This window comes from Salinibacterium sp. TMP30, from assembly GCF_038397785.1.
Lineage (GTDB): Bacteria > Actinomycetota > Actinomycetes > Actinomycetales > Microbacteriaceae > Rhodoglobus.
In genome coordinates, this window is sequence record NZ_CP151642.1 from 1,225,005 (window position 1) to 1,243,036 (window position 18,032).

At 58.4% G+C, this 18,032-nt stretch carries 14 protein-coding genes; 7 read left to right on the forward strand and 7 right to left on the reverse strand.

The features are described from left to right. Positions 1 to 14: 14 nt before the first annotated feature. Positions 15 to 2,474 carry a DNA topoisomerase IV subunit A gene (locus AADH44_RS05970; protein ID WP_341954716.1) on the reverse strand — a complete coding sequence of 820 codons (2,460 nt, stop codon included), beginning with the start codon at positions 2,472 to 2,474 and terminating at the stop codon, positions 15 to 17. A gap of 12 nt (positions 2,475 to 2,486) precedes the next feature. Between AADH44_RS05970 and AADH44_RS05975 the strand changes: the two genes are divergently transcribed. After that, entirely contained in the window at positions 2,487 to 3,626 is a 1,140-nt protein-coding gene (locus AADH44_RS05975; protein WP_341954717.1) for an alkaline phosphatase family protein, read from the forward strand. A 77-nt stretch (positions 3,627 to 3,703) separates the two neighbouring features. On the opposite strand, the gene sepH is transcribed toward AADH44_RS05975, so the two are convergent. Beyond that, the gene (sepH, locus tag AADH44_RS05980; RefSeq protein WP_341954719.1) at positions 3,704 to 4,720 is read right to left on the reverse strand and encodes a septation protein SepH; all 1,017 of its coding nucleotides are present in this window, start codon (positions 4,718 to 4,720) and stop codon (positions 3,704 to 3,706) included. Between the two features lie 200 nt (positions 4,721 to 4,920). Between sepH and AADH44_RS05985 the strand changes: the two genes are divergently transcribed. After that, positions 4,921 to 5,214 carry a DUF4193 domain-containing protein gene (locus tag AADH44_RS05985; RefSeq protein WP_040800223.1) on the forward strand — a complete coding sequence of 98 codons (294 nt, stop codon included), beginning with the start codon at positions 4,921 to 4,923 and terminating at the stop codon, positions 5,212 to 5,214. Here the strand turns inward: AADH44_RS05985 and AADH44_RS05990 are convergent. Then, positions 5,189 to 5,644 (reverse strand): DUF3093 domain-containing protein, encoded by a 456-nt coding sequence (locus AADH44_RS05990; RefSeq protein WP_341954721.1) that lies wholly within the window; start codon positions 5,642 to 5,644, stop codon positions 5,189 to 5,191. The two genes, AADH44_RS05985 and AADH44_RS05990, sit on opposite strands and share 26 nt — an antisense overlap. 69 nt (positions 5,645 to 5,713) lie before the next feature. Here AADH44_RS05990 and dut point away from each other — a divergent pair, with 69 nt between their 5' ends. The 5 genes from dut to dxs all read left to right on the forward strand — a co-directional run bounded on the left by dut (position 5,714) and on the right by dxs (position 12,606). Further along, entirely contained in the window at positions 5,714 to 6,178 is a 465-nt protein-coding gene (gene dut / locus AADH44_RS05995; protein ID WP_341954723.1) for a dUTP diphosphatase, read from the forward strand. Then, entirely contained in the window at positions 6,175 to 6,786 is a 612-nt protein-coding gene (locus AADH44_RS06000; protein WP_341954725.1) for a DUF3710 domain-containing protein, read from the forward strand. The genes dut and AADH44_RS06000 overlap by 4 nt, the downstream gene beginning before the upstream one ends. Then, a complete protein-coding gene (locus tag AADH44_RS06005; RefSeq protein ID WP_341954727.1) occupies positions 6,783 to 7,514 on the forward strand; it encodes a DUF3159 domain-containing protein in 732 nt (243 codons plus the stop codon). The genes AADH44_RS06000 and AADH44_RS06005 overlap by 4 nt, the downstream gene beginning before the upstream one ends. Positions 7,515 to 7,689: 175 nt before the next feature. After that, a complete protein-coding gene (locus AADH44_RS06010) occupies positions 7,690 to 10,506 on the forward strand; it encodes an aconitate hydratase (protein ID WP_341954729.1) in 2,817 nt (938 codons plus the stop codon). 141 nt (positions 10,507 to 10,647) lie between these two features. Continuing rightward, a complete protein-coding gene (gene dxs, locus AADH44_RS06015) occupies positions 10,648 to 12,606 on the forward strand; it encodes a 1-deoxy-D-xylulose-5-phosphate synthase (protein WP_341954730.1) in 1,959 nt (652 codons plus the stop codon). A 105-nt stretch (positions 12,607 to 12,711) separates the two neighbouring features. On the opposite strand, the gene AADH44_RS06020 is transcribed toward dxs, so the two are convergent. The 4 genes from AADH44_RS06020 to AADH44_RS06035 form a co-directional block, all read right to left on the reverse strand. Then, positions 12,712 to 14,835 (reverse strand): 3-hydroxyacyl-CoA dehydrogenase NAD-binding domain-containing protein, encoded by a 2,124-nt coding sequence (locus tag AADH44_RS06020; RefSeq protein WP_341954732.1) that lies wholly within the window; start codon positions 14,833 to 14,835, stop codon positions 12,712 to 12,714. Between the two features lie 2 nt (positions 14,836 to 14,837). Then, the gene (locus tag AADH44_RS06025; protein WP_341954733.1) at positions 14,838 to 16,034 is read right to left on the reverse strand and encodes a thiolase family protein; all 1,197 of its coding nucleotides are present in this window, start codon (positions 16,032 to 16,034) and stop codon (positions 14,838 to 14,840) included. Between the two features lie 78 nt (positions 16,035 to 16,112). Beyond that, entirely contained in the window at positions 16,113 to 17,369 is a 1,257-nt protein-coding gene (locus AADH44_RS06030; protein WP_341954735.1) for an HRDC domain-containing protein, read from the reverse strand. After that, positions 17,362 to 17,958 carry a DUF3000 domain-containing protein gene (locus AADH44_RS06035; protein ID WP_341954736.1) on the reverse strand — a complete coding sequence of 199 codons (597 nt, stop codon included), beginning with the start codon at positions 17,956 to 17,958 and terminating at the stop codon, positions 17,362 to 17,364. Before AADH44_RS06035 ends, AADH44_RS06030 begins: the two co-directional genes overlap by 8 nt. Between the last annotated feature and the right edge of the window lie 74 nt (positions 17,959 to 18,032).

The window sequence follows — 18,032 nt, forward strand, 5'->3', positions numbered from 1 at the left end:
GAGTTGCACCGCAGCTATGGGGTAGTCCCTATTGAGCCGATCACGCTGTCGAGAGGGGCTCCAGAGGCATCACGTTTACCTAGTTCGGTCGGTAGTTGGCGAACGACGCCATCGGGCGCTACAGCGGTTGCAGGAGCCGCTCCGACCCAACCCAGAGTCAGCACGTCTTCGCCCTTGAGCAGTGAGTGTGCACGCACACCACCGGTGCCGCGGCCCTTTGCTGGGAACTGATCGAATTCGCTGACCTTTGCCCGCCCAGGATCGGTGCCGGCAATTGTCCCGCTCGAACCAGAAACTGTGACCGCGACCGTATCTGAGCCAGGGGCGACGGAGTCGAAGAAGATCACACTGGCACCGGCATCCATTCGAATGCCGGCCATTCCGCCGGCGCTGAGTCCTTGAGGGCGTACAGACGATGCGACAAAGTGAAGCAATTGGGCATTTGACGTAATGAATGTCAGCTCATCGCCGTCGCTGCTGTGTGCTGCACCCACTAATTCGTCGCCGTTCTTGAGAGCAATGACCTCAAAGTCAGGCCGCGACGGCCATGAGCCAGGAGTGACCCGCTTCACAGTGCCCTGTCGTGTTCCCAAGGCGATCGGTTGATCGCTTTCGAGGGAGACAAGCGCCAATACTTTTTCTTTACTATCGATCGCCAAGTACTCGTTGATCTTCGCGCCAGCGCCTAACTGCACAGAGCTTGATGGCACGTTTGGAAGCTCCATTGCCGTAAACCGGATGAGGCGGCCGCGATTGGTTATCGCTCCGACTTCGGTGCGGCTGGTCGTTGTCACGCGCGAACGAATCGCGTCATGCTTTGACCGACGCGGGGCGGCAAGTACGGTCTCACCCTCGGCGATGCCGACACGGATTACACGGCCCGTGGTAGAAAGCAATATCACACACGGCTCATCAACAATCTCGAGGACGGGCAAGTTCTTTCGTGCAGCCGAACGTGATGTTGTTGCGAGGGATGCCGGTGCCTCTGTCAGCAGGGTGCGACGCGGCGTTCCGAATTTCTCGGCAACGTCTTCGAGCTCATCAGACACGAGAGCTCGAATCAGTGTGTCGTCGGCGAGTAATGCTTCGAGACGTGCGATCTCTGCGCGCAACTTGTCGGCCTCGGCTTCAAGCTCAATTCTGCTGAACTTGGTCAGGCGGCGCAGTCGGAGTTCAAGAATGTACTCGGCCTGAAGTTCGCTCAGGTCAAAAACGTCGCGCAGTCGAGTGCGCGCCTGATCGCTGTCGTCGCTCTGGCGAATAACTTGGATGACTTCATCGATGTCGACAATAGCGACGAGCAGTCCTTCAACCAGGTGCAACCGCTCGCGGTGCTTCATCAGACGGAATGTGCTTCGCCGCGTAACGACCTGGAGCCGATGCTTGAGGAACACTTCCAGCAGTGACTTAAGGCCGAGCGTCTGGGGACGACCATCGACGAGGGTGACCGCGTTGATACTGAAATTATCTTCTAGGGGAGTGAGTCGATAGAGCTGCTCGAGTACGGCATCCGGGCTGAAGCCGGTTTTGATTCCGATGACGAGTCTCAAGCCGTGGTTGCGGTCGGTGAGATCAGTGACGTCAGAGATGCCAACAATCTTCTTCGCGTTAACACCATCTTTAATCTTCTCGATGACGCGCTCGGGACCAACCAGGTAGGGGAGCTCGGTTACGACGAGACCCATCTTGCGCGCGGTAATGGACTCGACCGACACTTTCGCTCGCGTCTTGAATGCGCCGCGACCGTTTGCGTAGGCGTCTTTGACTCCGGCAAGGCCAATGATCTTGCCCCCGGTCGGAAGGTCGGGGCCGGGAACGAACTGCATGAGTTCTTCGAGTGAGGCGTCAGGATTCGATAGCAAGTGCCGTGCGGCGCCGACTACCTCAATGAGGTTGTGCGGTGCCATATTTGTGGCCATTCCGACGGCAATTCCGCTTGCTCCATTGACGAGCAAGTTGGGGAACGCGGCAGGAAGCACCTCAGGCTGAGTGGTCGAATTGTCGTAGTTCGGTACGAAGTCGACAACATCTTCGTCGAGGTTATCTGTCATCGCGATCGCTGACGCCTGCAAGCGCGCCTCGGTATAGCGCGGGGCAGCCGGCCCGTCATCCAATGACCCAAAATTGCCGTGACCATCAATCAGCGGGACCCGCAGAATGAAGCTCTGGGTCAATCGCACCATCGCGTCGTAAATGGAGGCGTCGCCGTGGGGGTGCAGCTTTCCCATCACATCGCCGACAACACGCGAGGACTTCACGTGGCCCCGCTCGGGACGCAGTCCCATCTCACTCATCTGGTACAGGATGCGGCGTTGAACGGGCTTCAGACCGTCGCGTGCGTCGGGAAGAGCGCGCGAATAAATCACGGAGTACGCATACTCCAAGAACGATCCCTGCATTTCGGTCGTTACATCGATGTCTTCAATGCGTTCGCCGGCGGGGGAGTCTGGGGTGGGTTTCGTGGGAGTAGCCATAGGATTGACCTAATGTTACCGGCGCTCAACCCAGACTCAGCGAACCTTACCGATGTGTTGTCAAGTTCACTTCAGGCAATCGAGGGTGGCTCTAATCGCTTGGGCTTGCCGCCGGTCAAGCATGCCGTCGTGTTGCTGGTTGACGGACTGGGAGCGCATAGTCTTAAAGCTCGCTCGGGTCATGCTCGCACTCTGAGCTCGGCGTTCTTCAAGAACTCTGTAATTCAGTCAGGATTTCCCACCACAACAGCGTCGGCGATCGCTAGTCTCACTACAGGCGCCCGGGCCGGTCAGCATGGGCTGGTTGGCTATAGCGCACTCGATACTGTCAATGACCGCGTTCTCAATCAGCTTTCTGGATGGGATGCTCGGCTTGACCCTGCAGTGTGGCAGAGGACTTCAACGATCTTCGAACGCGCTACTGCACGTGGGCACACCGCTGTGGCCGTTGGTGCGGCGCGGTACCGAGACTCCGGGTTCACACGAGCAGTGTTGCGCGGAGCGAAGTACATCGCGGCAGGATCGTTGGCCGAACGGCTGCGCGCAGCGGTCGCGGTTGCCGAAACGAGCGACGCGGCATCCCTCACCTATGTTTATGCGCCAGAGCTTGACATGGCCGGTCACGCTCATGGTTGGCAATCACCCCAGTGGACGCATGCGCTTGAAGCGCTTGATGCGGCACTGGCGGGTGTTGTCGGCCACCTTGCCGATGACCAAGGGATGCTGGTCACCGCTGATCATGGAATGGTCGACGTTCCGGCTCACTCACACGTGCTGTTTGATACTGCCCCAGAACTGCTCATCGGGGTGCGACACATTGCTGGCGAACCGCGGTGTATCCAGCTTCATCTCGAACCGAGCTTGGGCGCGGACGAACGATCGCGCGTACTCGATCGCTGGCAGGTCGCAGAGGGCCATCGCTCGTGGGTCGTCAGTCGTGAGGACGCGATCACCGCGGGCTGGTTTGGAGAAGTCAACCAGGATGTCGCGCCGCGCATCGGAGATATCATTGTCGCGGCGCGCAAGGCAATTGCCTACTACGATTCGCGCTCACTAAACGATCACGGTCGACTCATGATCGGTCAGCATGGTTCATGGTCAGATGACGAGCTGCGCGTTCCTCTGCTGCGGTTCGGGTCGTACGCCGGATAGCACGGCACGCGACGCGGCGTCGCCCGGGGGCTGGGGCGGACTGTGCGGCTTTGCTGCGCCTAGGGTGTTTTAGACCCTTAGGCGGGGTCGTCGTCTGGCTTAGTGCCAAAGACGATGTCGTCCCAACTGGGCATCGCTACGCGGCGTCGCCGCGACTTCGAGGTCGTTTGCGGCGCTGTGATCTGAGGCGGTGCGGGAGCATCGCGGCGCTCATCAGCAGTCGGAGGGTCGAGGAGTCGCATTGACGGCTCGGAGTTAGTTGACGCCGACTCATTGTCATCGGCATCGGCATCGTCGAAACTGGCGGGCTCGCGTTCGCCACGGCGGCGGCGCAGCGCGTCCAGGAGGTCCGCGGTTTGGTTGCCCACTCCGGCCTCTGCGGTGCGGTCGCGCATGACCGGAAGCTCTGCTGGTCGAATCGGTTCGGGTTCGTCGTCGAGATCGTCAATGTCAAAGGCTCCGCTATCGAAGCGAGCCGCGTCTGTTGTGTGTTCAGCCGATGCCACCGCGCGAAGCCGCGGAATCAGTGCTCCGCTGGATTCACCCTGCTGAGAGAGAGTCTTGGCTTCGTTATTGAGGGGAACTAGCGACTGGCGTTTGGGATCGAATTGCCAGCGAGCATCATGATCGATCTCGCTGGCGGTGAACGCGAGCTTAACGATCCAGCCAGTCTCCGGCTCTTTCCAGCTTGCCCACCGCTCGTCTGCGGCGCGCAACTCAAGCAAACGCTCTCGAATCGCAGAGCCGAATGTGCGTGACGATGTGAGCGAATCAGTCTCGCCGGCGACGTGAACGGGAACGCCGAGAGCAGATTCAATGACGAACTCACGCTCCGCCATCACGGGGCCTTCAAATCGAAGAATATATTCGAGATCAGCACCGGTGACGCTTGCGACATCTTGTGCCGACATTCCGGCACGGATATGCGCTTGAATTTCGCGGGGAGCCAGTTTGGTGGCTGCCCCAATGGCGCCTCGACTTTGCCGGAGGCGCGACTGCAGCACGCTGTCGACGGCGAGGCGGTACTGCGTTCCATTAGTGCCTGAGACGATCAGTGCACCGTCTTGTACTTCGACTACCCGAAGGTCTTCCATAGTGAACTTCTCCAGCCCTGACGATTCCGCTTCAGGATCGCACGGACTGACCCTGAAACGTGGGAATAACACGCCCCCGATAACAGTTGTCACAGGCGCTGCACAGTGATGCAGATTCGGCGGTTTGCAATTCGGCTAGCTTTCATGCAAACTGTGGCCGCCGATTCCGGTGATTCAACGTAAAAAAGAAGTGGATGGGCATGGCCACCGACTACGACGCACCTCGTAAGACCGACGACGACTCCGAGTCGATCGAAGCTCTTAAAGAGCGTGTTCCTGACAAGATGTCGGGCTCGGTTGATGTCGAGGATTCAGATAACCCGGCGAACTTTGAACTCGCAGGGGCAGACCTTTCTGACCTTGACCTCGACGTTGTTGTTCTGCCTCCTCAGGCCGACGAATTTACTTGCGTAAGTTGCTTCCTTGTGAAGCACCGCTCGCAGGTAGACCACAACACCAAGCTCGGCGCTATTTGTCTGGAGTGCGCAGCTTAGACTTCGCAATTGCTTCAGCAAGCAACTCGGGAGTGCGACTCGACAGCAACCAATATGGTGTCGGGTCGCCCTCATCGACGACCTCGAGTTTTGCGACCGGTGAAACCCAGCCGCGAATCATTAGCCAGGCACGCGCATCAAGCCGCTGCCCTCGTTCGAGAGTCGCTTCGGCACCGTCGAATGTAGAAACCGCGCCGATTATTGAGAGCGGCAGCCGAGCCTTTCCTGCGCGTAGTTCATTTTCATCAACTTCGATTGTTGGCGCCGTCGACAAGAGGAACAACACGATTCCTCCGTACAGCACGGCAGCGGTGACGTAGCCCGCCACGATGTTGATCGGCATGAAGACCAGGATGCTCGCGGGGATGACGAGTGCGGTGCTGATGTATAGCCAGGCTGTCGGCCACAAGCGTTCACGGTAGATAGTCACCCATCTATTACACACTGCTTTTCGGTACACCGTTTCGAGGTCCCTACCGATCTGGACTAACCTCGACTCGTGATTGACAACGTAGAGGTGCTCATCGCTGGAGGGCAAGTGCCCGCCTATGCGCATCCGGGTGACGCGGGAGCCGATCTGTATTCAGCGGGCCACTACACCCTGCCCCCCGGTCAACGTGACACGATTGCTACTGGTGTCTCAGTCGCGCTTCCCGACGGATACGTCGCTTTTGTCGTACCCCGGAGTGGTTTGGCGGCACGACATGGCATCACCATCGTCAATAGTCCTGGAACAGTTGACGCCGGCTACCGAGGCGAAATCTTCGTTACCCTACTAAACACTGACGCGGCATCCACGTTCGAGATCGAGCCGGGGGATAGGATCGCTCAATTGATCGTTATGCCGGTGTCCCGTGCGCGCTTCATCCCCGTTTCGACACTTCCCGGCAGTCATCGCGGTGAGTCGGGCTTTGGCTCGACGGGATACCGCGCAGATTCAACCCAACAAGGAGCTACTTCGTGAGCGACAGCACTGAATCTCTTGAACCCCAAGATCACCCCAAGTCCGCACCGGAAAATCGTGCAAGCGAGGGCCCACTCGATGAAAGCGAAGCCAACGCGGTTCGTCCCTATGTTGACCTGGGCGGCGTAAAGATTTTGCCGCGTCAAGAACTTCACTTGCGTCTCGAGATTGAGGAGGCGAGCAAGCGCGTTGTTGCGGTCGGTCTTGACTATTCGGGCTCAACATTGCAGATTCAGCCGTTTGCTGCCCCGCGCTCGAGTGGCCTCTGGCATGAAATCCGTCAGCAGATTATCGACCAGGTGCACACTCAGGGGGGAACAACCAAAGTCTCTGAGGGTCCTTTCGGGCCAGAGGTTTTTGCTGAAATCCCCGTCGCGGGCGGCAAGTCAGACGAGAAGCGCATCGCGCGTTTTGTTGGCGTCGATGGCCCACGGTGGTTCTTGCGCGGCGTCATCGCCGGTGAGGCGCTCACTAACGCGGATGCCGCAACCAAGGTTGAAGACCTGTTCCGATCCATCGTGGTTGTTCGAGGTAACACGCCTATGCCCCCGCGCGATCTGATCCCGCTTCACGTGCCAGCAACGGGTGAGAAAGAATCTCAGGCGTGAGTTCAGCCGACGAGTCTTCGATTTCGGCCAGCGATGAGCCGCCGCAGGGAGATCCTTCCGTTCGGGACGCGTTGATGTCTGCTGCGCGCCGCTCGGCGGTCGGTCACGTGGCGCCGGGGGAGACTCCGACCGCGGGGGCGCTGTTAGCAGCGATGGGAGGAATTCGCGGACTCGTCGAATCGATTCTGCCCGGGTTGAGTTTTCTGGTCATTTTCACTCTGACTCAGCAGCTTGTGGTGTCAGTTGTCGCCCCTGTCATTGTGGCCGTGGGGTTCGTCGCTGTCCGCCTGATTTCTCGGACACCGGTGTCGTCGGCGCTCGTGGGGGTGCTCGGTGTTGCGCTCTCGGCCGGTTTGGCGCTCATAACCGGGCGCGCTGAAGACAACTTCTTACTTGGGTTCGTTATTAATGGGGCGTTCTTGACCGCAATAGTCATCAGTCTGATAGCTCGAAGACCTCTAGTGGGGGTTATCGCTACGCTGCTGGTACCTGAGGCCAATGATTGGCGCGAGGACAAGGCAAAGTTTTATGTCGCGCTGATTGCGACGCTCGTCTGGGCGGGCATGTTCGCGTTGCGGCTTGCGATCGAGCTTCCGCTGTACTTTGCCGAAGCAACGCAGGCTCTTGCCACGATGAAGTTGCTATTGGGCGTTCCGCTCTATGCGGGTGTGCTCTGGGTGACGTGGTTGTTGATGCGTGCCGCGTACGGTAGACGGGCATCCGACTAGTTCGTCACCGTCGCGACTCTGCCGTCGGGCATGGATGGTGTACATTTATCTTGACGTCAAGATACTTTTGACCTCATTCGCGGTTCACAAACTGTGATTCAGCCTTAGGCTTACCTTGCTGGATGCAGCACACGCTCCGCGCAAGGATTGAAGAACCGTAGCAAGGGAGATGACAGTGTCGACAGTCAATAGTTTTGGGTCGAAAGACACCCTCACCGTCGGAGCAACCGACTACGAGGTGTTCCGCATCGACAAAGTGGCGGGATACGAAAAGCTGCCATTCAGCCTCAAGGTTTTGCTTGAGAACCTGTTGCGTACTGAAGATGGCAAGAACGTCACCGCCGCTCACATCACGTCGCTCAGTTCGTGGGTTCCCACGGCGGAGCCAGACACCGAGATCCAGTTCACTCCGGCACGAGTCGTTATGCAGGACTTCACGGGAGTCCCGTGCATCGTAGACCTCGCCACCATGCGTGAAGCAGTTGCCGAGCTTGGGGGAGACCCCACCAAGATCAACCCTCTGGCGCCGGCCGAGCTTGTTATTGACCATTCTGTCATTGCCGACCTTTTCGGCTCCGAGGATGCGCTCGAGCGCAACGTCGAGCTGGAATACCAGCGCAATGGTGAGCGCTACCAGTTCCTTCGCTGGGGCCAGTCCGCCTTCGACGACTTCAAAGTCGTTCCTCCCGGAACCGGAATTGTTCACCAAGTGAACATTGAACACCTCGCGCGCGTCACGTACACGCGTGAAGTCAACGGCAAGACTCGCGCTTTCCCTGACACCCTCGTCGGCACCGATTCGCACACCACAATGGTCAACGGCCTCGGTGTTCTTGGATGGGGCGTTGGCGGCATCGAGGCTGAGGCCGCGATGCTTGGTCAGCCCGTCTCGATGCTCATCCCTAAGGTTGTCGGCTTCAAGCTGAGCGGATCAATCCCCGCCGGCGTCACCGCTACTGACGTCGTTCTCACGATCACCCAGATGCTCCGCTGGCACGGTGTCGTCGGCAAGTTTGTGGAGTTCTACGGTGAAGGCGTCGGCGCAGTGCCACTCGCCAACCGCGCCACCATCGGAAACATGAGTCCCGAGTTCGGATCCACCGCCGCAATGTTCCCGATCGACGACGTGACCCTCGACTACCTGCGCCTCACTGGCCGCAGCGAAGAGCAAGTCAATCTCGTTGAAGCGTACTCAAAGCTTCAGGCCCTCTGGCACGACCCCAGTGTTGAGCCCAACTACAGCGAGTACCTTGAGCTCGACCTCGGGACTGTTGTTCCTTCGATCGCCGGACCCAAGCGTCCGCAAGACCGTGTCGAGCTGACCAATGCAAAGAGCCAGTTTGAGATCGATCTTAACAACTATGCATCGACGGATCACTCCAAGGTCGATGCCGCAGTTGAAGGAACATTCCCGGCATCCGACCCCATTGGCCTGACGCCACAGGACGAAGATTCAGCGCACGAGCGTTCGCACAGTCACTCCAGTCACGCGCCATCCACCGCCTCGAAGCCCACCTCGGTAAGTGTTGATGGCGGAGACTCCTTCACGATCGATCACGGCGCGGTTGCGATCGCGGCGATCACGTCGTGCACCAACACGTCGAATCCGTCCGTGATGCTCGCTGCTGGTCTTCTGGCCCGTAACGCTGCAGCAAAGGGATTGAAATCGAAGCCGTGGGTCAAGACCACGCTGGCGCCTGGCTCAAAGGTAGTCACCGACTACTACGAGAAGTCTGGGTTGAACGTCTCGCTTGAGGCACTCGGCTTCTATACCGTCGGTTATGGCTGCACCACGTGTATCGGTAACTCCGGACCGCTAGAAGACGAGATTTCCGCCGCGATCAACGAGAACGATCTCGCCGTCACAGCTGTTCTCTCCGGTAACCGCAACTTCGAGGGTCGCATCAACCCTGACGTGAAGATGAACTACCTCGCCAGCCCGCCACTGGTTATTGCTTACGCTCTTGCCGGATCGATGAACTTCGACTTCGATAATGACGCACTCGGTCAAGACCAGGAAGGCAACGATGTCTTCTTGAAGGACATCTGGCCTGACGCATCCGAAGTTCAGGCCACGATTGACTCGTCAATTGACCGTGACATGTTCATCCACGAATACGCCGGTGTGTTTGATGGCGACGAGCGCTGGCGGAACCTACCGACGCCGACCGGGTCCACTTTTGAGTGGGACGATGAGTCGACCTACGTTCGCAAGCCTCCGTACTTTGACGGCATGACCATGGAGATTACGCCGGTCACCTCGATCACGGGGGCCCGCGTTCTTGCAAAACTCGGCGACTCCGTGACGACTGACCACATCAGCCCTGCTGGTTCAATCAAGGGCGATAGCCCGGCCGGTCTCTACTTGGCTGAGCACGGCATCGACCGTAAGGACTTCAACTCCTACGGTTCGCGTCGGGGAAACCACGAGGTCATGATTCGTGGAACCTTTGCGAATATTCGCCTCAGGAACCAACTGCTCGATGGCGTTGAGGGCGGCTACACGCGGGACTTCACGACGCCGGATGCCGCACAGTCGTTCATTTACGACGCAGCTCAGAACTACGCGGCACAGAACACTCCGCTCGTCGTACTCGGTGGCAAAGAGTACGGATCCGGCTCTTCGCGTGACTGGGCGGCAAAGGGCACCAGTTTGCTCGGCGTCAAGGCGGTCATTTGCGAGAGCTTTGAGCGTATTCACCGCTCGAACCTGATCGGCATGGGCGTTCTTCCCCTGCAGTTCCCTGAGGGAGAGTCCTGGGAATCGTTGGGTCTCGACGGAACTGAGAGCATCAGCATCTCAGGTGTCGAAGAACTTAACAACGATCTCATTCCGAGCACCCTGCACGTAGTAGCCGAGCCGACTGCGCACTCGCCTAAGGGCAAGTCGACGGTGGAGTTCGATGCGAAACTGCGCATCGACACCCCCGGTGAAGCGGACTACTACCGCAACGGCGGCATCCTGCAGTACGTTCTGCGCTCACTGGTCTAGCTAGCAGCGCAGCCAGAAGGCGCGTGGTGCAAGTGATGACTTTCACCACGCGCCTGCTGCGTGCGCTGAGCGGTGATTACGCCACCTCAGATCCTCGTGCACAATTGTCAGCATGCCAGCGAAGAAGCCTAGACTGAGGGAATGAACTTACTCGAGGGAATCAACAGTCCCCGAGATCTTGACGGTCTCTCCACCCCGCAGCTTGTCGAGTTAGCCCAAGAGATCCGCGAGTTTCTGATCGAAAACGTCTCTCGAACCGGCGGACATTTGGGCCCCAACTTGGGAGTGGTCGAGCTGACAACGGCTATCCACCGGGTCTTCGACTCGCCGCGTGATGCCATCGTCTTCGACACCGGCCACCAGAGCTATGTTCACAAGATCCTTACTGGCCGAAAGGACTTCTCGAAGTTGCGCTCTGAAGGCGGACTCGCCGGGTACCCGCAGCGTTCCGAATCTGAGCATGACATCGTCGAAAGTTCTCACGCTTCTAGTTCGCTGTCTTGGGCCGACGGTATTTCGCGAGCCTTCGAGATGACAGGCCAGGGGGACCGCCACGTTGTCGCCGTCGTCGGCGATGGTGCACTTACCGGCGGCATGACGTGGGAGGCGCTCAACAACATCAGCGACGACAACAGTCGCAACCTGATAATTGTTGTCAATGACAATGGCCGCTCCTACGCACCCACAATTGGTGGAATGGCCCATTTTTTGAATAGCGTGCGAACTCGCCGTTCGTACCGTTCGCTGTACAGCTCAAGCCAGCGATTCTTCGGAGCTTTCGGTGGACCGGGGCGCGCACTGTATCGCGGTATTCGGGGTGGCACACACGGATTCCTCTCTCGATTCAGCAACAATGAGGCCCTCTATTCGAATCTTGATATCAAGTACTTGGGCCCGGTTGATGGCCACGACATCGGTGCGCTGAACGAAGTGCTTGAACAGGCTAAGTCGTATGGTGCGCCCGTAATTGTGCACGCGATTACCGAAAAGGGCCGCGGCTACGAGCCGGCACTGTCGGATGTTGCAGATCAGTTCCACGCCGTCGGCCAGATTGATCCGATCACCGGGGAGCCCGTTCAATCGGGTGGAGCTGCATCATGGACGTCAGTGTTCTCTCAGGAGGTTGTCACCCTTGCAGACGAAAACCCCCGCCTAGTGGGGATTACTGCCGCGATGCTGCGCCCCACGGGGCTCCACCTCTTTGCCGAAAAGTATCCGGAACGCGTTCATGATGTCGGTATCGCAGAACAGCATGCTGTTACCTCTGCCGCAGGGCTGGCATTCGGAGGTTTGCATCCTGTCGTTGCGCTCTACGCCACCTTCATCAATCGTGCGTTCGACCAGGTGCTCATGGATGTCGCGCTGCACCGCGCCGGGGTCACTTTTGTTCTAGACCGCGCGGGTGTCACAGGCCCTGATGGCGCAAGTCATCATGGTATGTGGGATCTCGCCCTGCTTCAGGTGGTTCCGAACATCAGGATTGCTGCACCTCGAGACGCTGAGCGACTGCGTGAGGAGCTGCGGGAGGCCGTCGCTGTTGATGATGGGCCGACGGTAATTCGCTTCGCCAAAGGCACTGTGGGAACCGAATACGATTCTGTCCGTCGCACCGACGACGGTGTGGATGTGCTCCGCGAGGATGACCAGCATGATGTGCTCATCGTTACGGTTGGCTCGATGGCTAAGACTGGTCTTCAAGTTGCAGAACTTCTTGCAGCGCAGGGCATTGGAGCAACAGTGATTGACCCGCGATGGGTCGTTCCGGTTGCGCAGAGTGTGATCGATTTCTCGGCACAGTACCGAATAGTGATCACGATCGAAGACGGCATTCGAGTTGGGGGAATCGGCACCCGAATTCGCCAAGATATGCGGGCACAGGGCGTCGATACTGCGGTCAACGAACTCGGTTTGCCGGCAGAGTTCCTCGACCATGGCAGTCGCGACTACGTGCTCGAGAAGGCAGGGCTCACGCCTCAACACATCGCTCGCGATGTGGTTGCCCAGGTGCTCGGGAGCAAAATTCCTATTGCGCGACCGCTGAGTGACATCGACTCGCAGCCGCAGCCGCAGCCGCATCCGCTTTCCGCCAAACGAGGATAGCGCGCGACGCCCTAACGGACTGACCGACCAACAGCGAAAGGGCCGGCCCAGATACTATCTGGACCGGCCCTTTCGCTGTTGATGTACGGTGCTAACGCGGGATTCCTAGTGGACTCCGCGAATCTGCGGATCGTGGAAGGTTCCTCCGAACGCGCGTTCGGAAGCTCCCGCACGATCGAGATACGGGGTGACACCACCCATCTGGAAGGGGTAACCGGCGCCGAGAATGAGACACAGGTCGATATCTTCCGCAGCGGCGACGACGCTGTCTTCCAGCATGCGATGAATCTCGTCGGCAAGACCATCTTCGATGCGGATCTGAAGCTCCTCTGCCGTCATGGGCGACTTTCCACCCTTGACGATCTCGACAGCCTTCTTCGAAATGCCCTTTGACTTACCCTTGCTGTCACGGTCGAAAATGAAACCCAGTTCAGCGAGTTTGTGCAGATTCTTGCTTTCGAAGAACCGCTCGGGAAATGCTGCGTGATGAGTGTCGAGCACGTGTGCTCCGACCTTGAGGCCGACGAGTTCGAGAAGCTCGAAAGGGGTCATCGGTAGCCCAAATGGACGAGTCGACTCCTCGACAACCTCAAACGGCGTTCCTGTGTCTACGGCGTGCATCGCCTCGCCCAAGACCTTCGCAAGAATACGGTTAACGACAAAACCTGGGGTGTCCGTCGTGATGACAGCGTTCTTACGCAGATTCTTTGCTGTGACCATTGCCGTTGACAGCGTCTGATCGTTTGTGTGCGGAGTCTTTACGACTTCAATGAGCGGCATTACGGCCACTGGGTTGAAGAAGTGGAAACCGACGAGGCGCTCGGGGTGTTTGAGCTGTGCACCGATCTGCTCAACCGACAACGATGACGTGTTCGTTGCCAGGATTGCCTCATCAGAAATGTACTGTTCCACCTCGGCGAACACTGCCTGTTTGGCCGTGAGCTCCTCAAAGATCGCTTCGATGACCCAGTCACAGTCGCCGAAGTCAGCCTTGTCGGTCGTGCCAGTGACAAGCGCCTTGAGCCGGTTCGTGTCATCGGATGACAATCGTCCCTTCTCGTGCAGTTTGTCGATCTCCGCATGGATGGCGGCAACACCGGCATCTGTGGCGGCTTGATCTAGGTCGGTGATGACCACCGGCACCTGTAAGCGACGCACAAAGAGCAGCGCGAACTGGCGAGCCATCAGACCGGCACCAATGACGCCGACCTTCGTGACGGTGCGGGCAAGTTCCTTGTCTGGCGCTCCGGCAGGTCGTTTTGCTCGCTTCTGCACGAGGTTGAATGCATAGATGCTCGCCTGGAACTGATCTCCGGAGATCATTTCTGCCAGAGCGTTGTCTTCAGCTTCGAAGCCGGTCTTCTTATCCGTGTTCTTTGCTGCCTTGAGCAGGGCAAGCGCAGCGTAAGGCGACTTGGCGACGCGGCCGATTCGGTTGGCAAGCATTTTCTCTGCGATGCCGATCGCAACATCCCACTTGACGGTACGTTCGATTTTGCCAGGCTCGTTCTTGCGCTTTACCTTTGTGGTGCCGGAGATGACATCGTCTGCCCAGCGCACTGAGTCCTCGAGGAAGTTGGCTGGCCCGAACATCGCGTCAGCGATACCGAGTTCGAAGGCCTCAGGGCCTTTGAGCATCCGGTTGTTCTTGAGAGGATTTTCGATGACGACCTTGAGAGCATTCTCGATGCCGATCAGGTTCGGCAGTAACCAGGCGCCGCCCCACCCGGGAATGAGACCAAGGAAGACCTCGGGAAGAGCTAACGCGGGAACCGAACTATCGATAGTGCGGTAGTCGGCGTTAAGTGGAACTTCCACGCCGCCACCGAGTGCAAGCCCGTTGATGAACACGAACGACGGAACGCCGAGGTCACTAAGCTTTCCGAGTGACCAGTGACCGAGCTGCGCCATCTGTTTGCCGGTCTCACGATCCGGGATTTCGCTGACCTTCGAAAGATCAGCGCCGGCAGCAAAGATGAACGGTTTACCGGTAACGGCGACACCGTGGATTTCGCCTGCGGTTGCCCGCTCCTTTTGCTCATCGAGCACTCGTGCAAACTCCAACAGGGTTGCAGGACCGAGAGTGTTAGGTCGGGTGTGATCCTTCCCGTTGTCGAGGGTGATAAGCGCAAGTGTGCGCCCCTGCGACAGCGGTACATCCCGCACAAAAGAGTGAGTGATGACTTCGTCTTTGGACAGGTCAGCCAGACGTGCAAACTGCTGGGTCATTGTTACTTTGCTCCCTTGTAGTTGGGGTTCTCCCAGATAACGGAACCACCCTGGCCAAGACCGACACACATGGCGGTAAGTCCATAGCGCACCTCAGGGTGCTGTTCGAACTGGGCAGCGAGCTGAATCATGAGCCGCACACCGGATGACGCCAATGGGTGGCCCATCGCGATTGCGCCGCCCCACTGGTTGACGCGGGGGTCTTCATCATCGATTCCGAAGTGGTCAAGGAGCGAAAGCACCTGCACAGCAAAAGCCTCGTTGAGCTCGAAGAGGCCAATGTCGTCCATCGAGAGTCCAGCCTTGCGGAGTGCCTTCTCAGTTGACGGAATTGGGCCAATGCCCATGATCTCGGGTTCCACACCGGCATAGGCGAAACTGACCATACGCATCTTGGGCGTCAAACCGAACTCGCGTGCGGCATCCCCGCTCGCAATGATGCTTGCCGTTGCGCCATCGTTCAGCCCCGATGCGTTGCCGGCTGTGATTCGGCCGTGGGGGCGAAATGGCGTCTTGAGTCCCGCGAGACCGTCAAGAGTTGTTTCGGGGCGGAGACCTTCGTCGCGCGTTGCCATTCCCCAACCGGCGGCGCTCTTTATCGCAACGGAGATCAGATCAGGCTGGATGTTGTTTGCTTCGTAGGCGGCCGTCGCGCGCTGCTGGCTGCGCAGAGCGAAGGCATCGGAACGCGCCTTCGTGAGGTGAGGGAACCGATCATGCAGCTTCTCTGCCGTGTTGCCCATATTGAGGGCTTCGGGGTCGACGATCTTTTCGGCGACGAAACGAGGGTTGGGGTCGACGCCCGAACCCATTGGGTGATGACCCATGTGCTCTACGCCGCCGGCAATCGTCAGATCATAAGCACCAAAGGCGATTCCGCCAGCCACGTTAGTGACGGCAGTCATCGCGCCAGCACACATGCGGTCAATGGCGTAACCAGGAACCGACGTTGGCAGTCCTGCGAGAAGTGCTGCGCTTCGGCCGATCGTGAGGCCCTGATCGCCTGTCTGGGTGGTTGCAGCGATAGCAACTTCATCAAAGCGATCTTTGGGAATCTGGGGGTTACGTTCCAGTAGTCCGATCATCGCCTTGACGACGAGGTCATCAGCCCTGGTATTCCAGAACATGCCCTTCTCGCCAGCACGTCCAAATGGAGTACGGACTCCATCTACGAATACAATCTCGGTTTCCTTGGCCACAATGCCTCCACTAAATCCTTGGATGTAGCACTGATCCTAGGCGGCCAAGTTTTGGGCTGAGGAATCCTTTGACTGTTCCTACGAATCGGCCTCGCCGGACTCCTCCGGCGTTTGGCTAGCTTCGACAAAGGCTTGGGCGATTGACTGTGCAGAAACGTCAATTTGCCATTGCCGTGCACCTAGGCTCTCAAGTGCTTCAGAGACGCTTTGTGGCGTGATGTCAGTTGGTGGTGTCCATGAAACTCGCCTCAAGTAATCGGGCGTCAGTAGATTCTCGATCGGGATCGACAACTCTTCGGAGTGCTCGCTCATCACCGCACGAGCAGCTTTAAGTCGAAGGTCGGCTTCTGGGTTCTTGTCTGACCACACTCGCGGCGGCGGAAGAGCATCGCTTGCGACTCGAGATGCCGGGATGTCTGTGGAGGCGAGGCCGCTTTGGATCGCATTCCACCAACGATCAATTTGGGTGCGACTCGCGCGCCCGCTGAATTCCTTCAGCACAGAAAGCTGACGTTTGGTCTCCGGAAGCACGCGCGCAGCGGCAAGGAGTGCAGAATCGGGAACCAACCGACCGGGGGCAGTGTCGACTTCTTGAGCGTAAGTGTCCCGAGCTAGCCACAGTTCACGCGCAACCGCGAGATTCTTGCCGCCGCGAATGGAGTGCACACCACTGAGTCGACGCCACGGTTCTGAGCGCACATTGCTGAGATCTCGTACCAACACAGAGTCAAACTCTTGTTGAGCAATTTCGTGCTTATTTGCTGAGTCAAGCAGCTCGCCCAGAGCTTCGCGGAGATCGACAAGTAGCTCCACATCGAGGGCTGCGTACACCAGCCAGGGCTGCGGAAGGGGACGCGTTGACCAATCCGCCGACGAGTGTTCCTTAGCAAGGTGGATCCCGAGGAGATGTTCAACGACCGTGCCAAGCCCGACCCGGGGAAGTCCAGCAAGACGCGCGCCGAGCTCGGTGTCGAACAGCCGAGTGGGATGCAGCCCGACTTCACGCAGACAGGTCAGATCTTGCGTGGCTGCGTGCAAGATCCATTCTTCGTCGGCAATAATATCGTTGAGTTCGCCGAAATCGCCTATCGCTGGTGGATCGAACAAGAAGGTTCCTGCGCCTCGCCGGAAGATTTGGATCAGGTATGCGCGTTGCGAATAGCGATAGCCGCTCGCGCGTTCGGCGTCGATAGCGATGGGACCGCGGCCCTCGGCGATAGTCGCGACAGCGGCGCGGTAGTCGTCCCAGTCATCAATGACGATAACGGGCTCATGAGGGGCTTGGGTGGCGTGCAACTCGCCCTCAGGGTCTGCACTTTCGGATGCGCTACTCACGTCCAACTTTATGGGCCGACAATAGGGTGACTCCTTCAATCGCGGGTGGTAGTCCAGCTAACATGCAGACCAGTTCACTCCAGCCTTCCACATGTGCGGACATGCTGAGATCTTTGGGGCTCCACGATGCTCGCAATTCAATCTGTGCACCGTCAGGCTGAGACTCTAGTTCGCCGAATCCCGTGGACAGTATGCGGGTCGCGGTGCCAGACACTTGATCGTAGGTAGCGCCGCGGCTGTCTAATGCGTCAGTGAGCCACGACCACGTGACTGCACTGAGGAACGGATCGACGCCGATTTCTGGTTCTAGGGGAGCTTGCGCAAAACAAATGATTCGGAACGCGCTGTTCCACGCATCCGGAACTTCTGGGTCGTAAAGGAGAACGAAACGACCAGTGCCAAAATCTGAGTCTTCCCCGTGGCGTGCTGGCGTGACATCCGCAGCAAGAGCAAACGACCACGGAGCGATCTCAGAAGGAGCGGTAATCTCGGTCACAGCCAACTCAGAACGCAAGACTGCGCCACGAACGGACTCAACCGCTGACGCGAATGCCGCGGGTGGGGTTGGTCCAGCTGGCGAATCGGGCACGACAGAAGATTAGGCTTTAGGCGAACGATCGCTGGTGAGGCACGCCGAACGATGGCGGCTGCGAGACGGAGGTA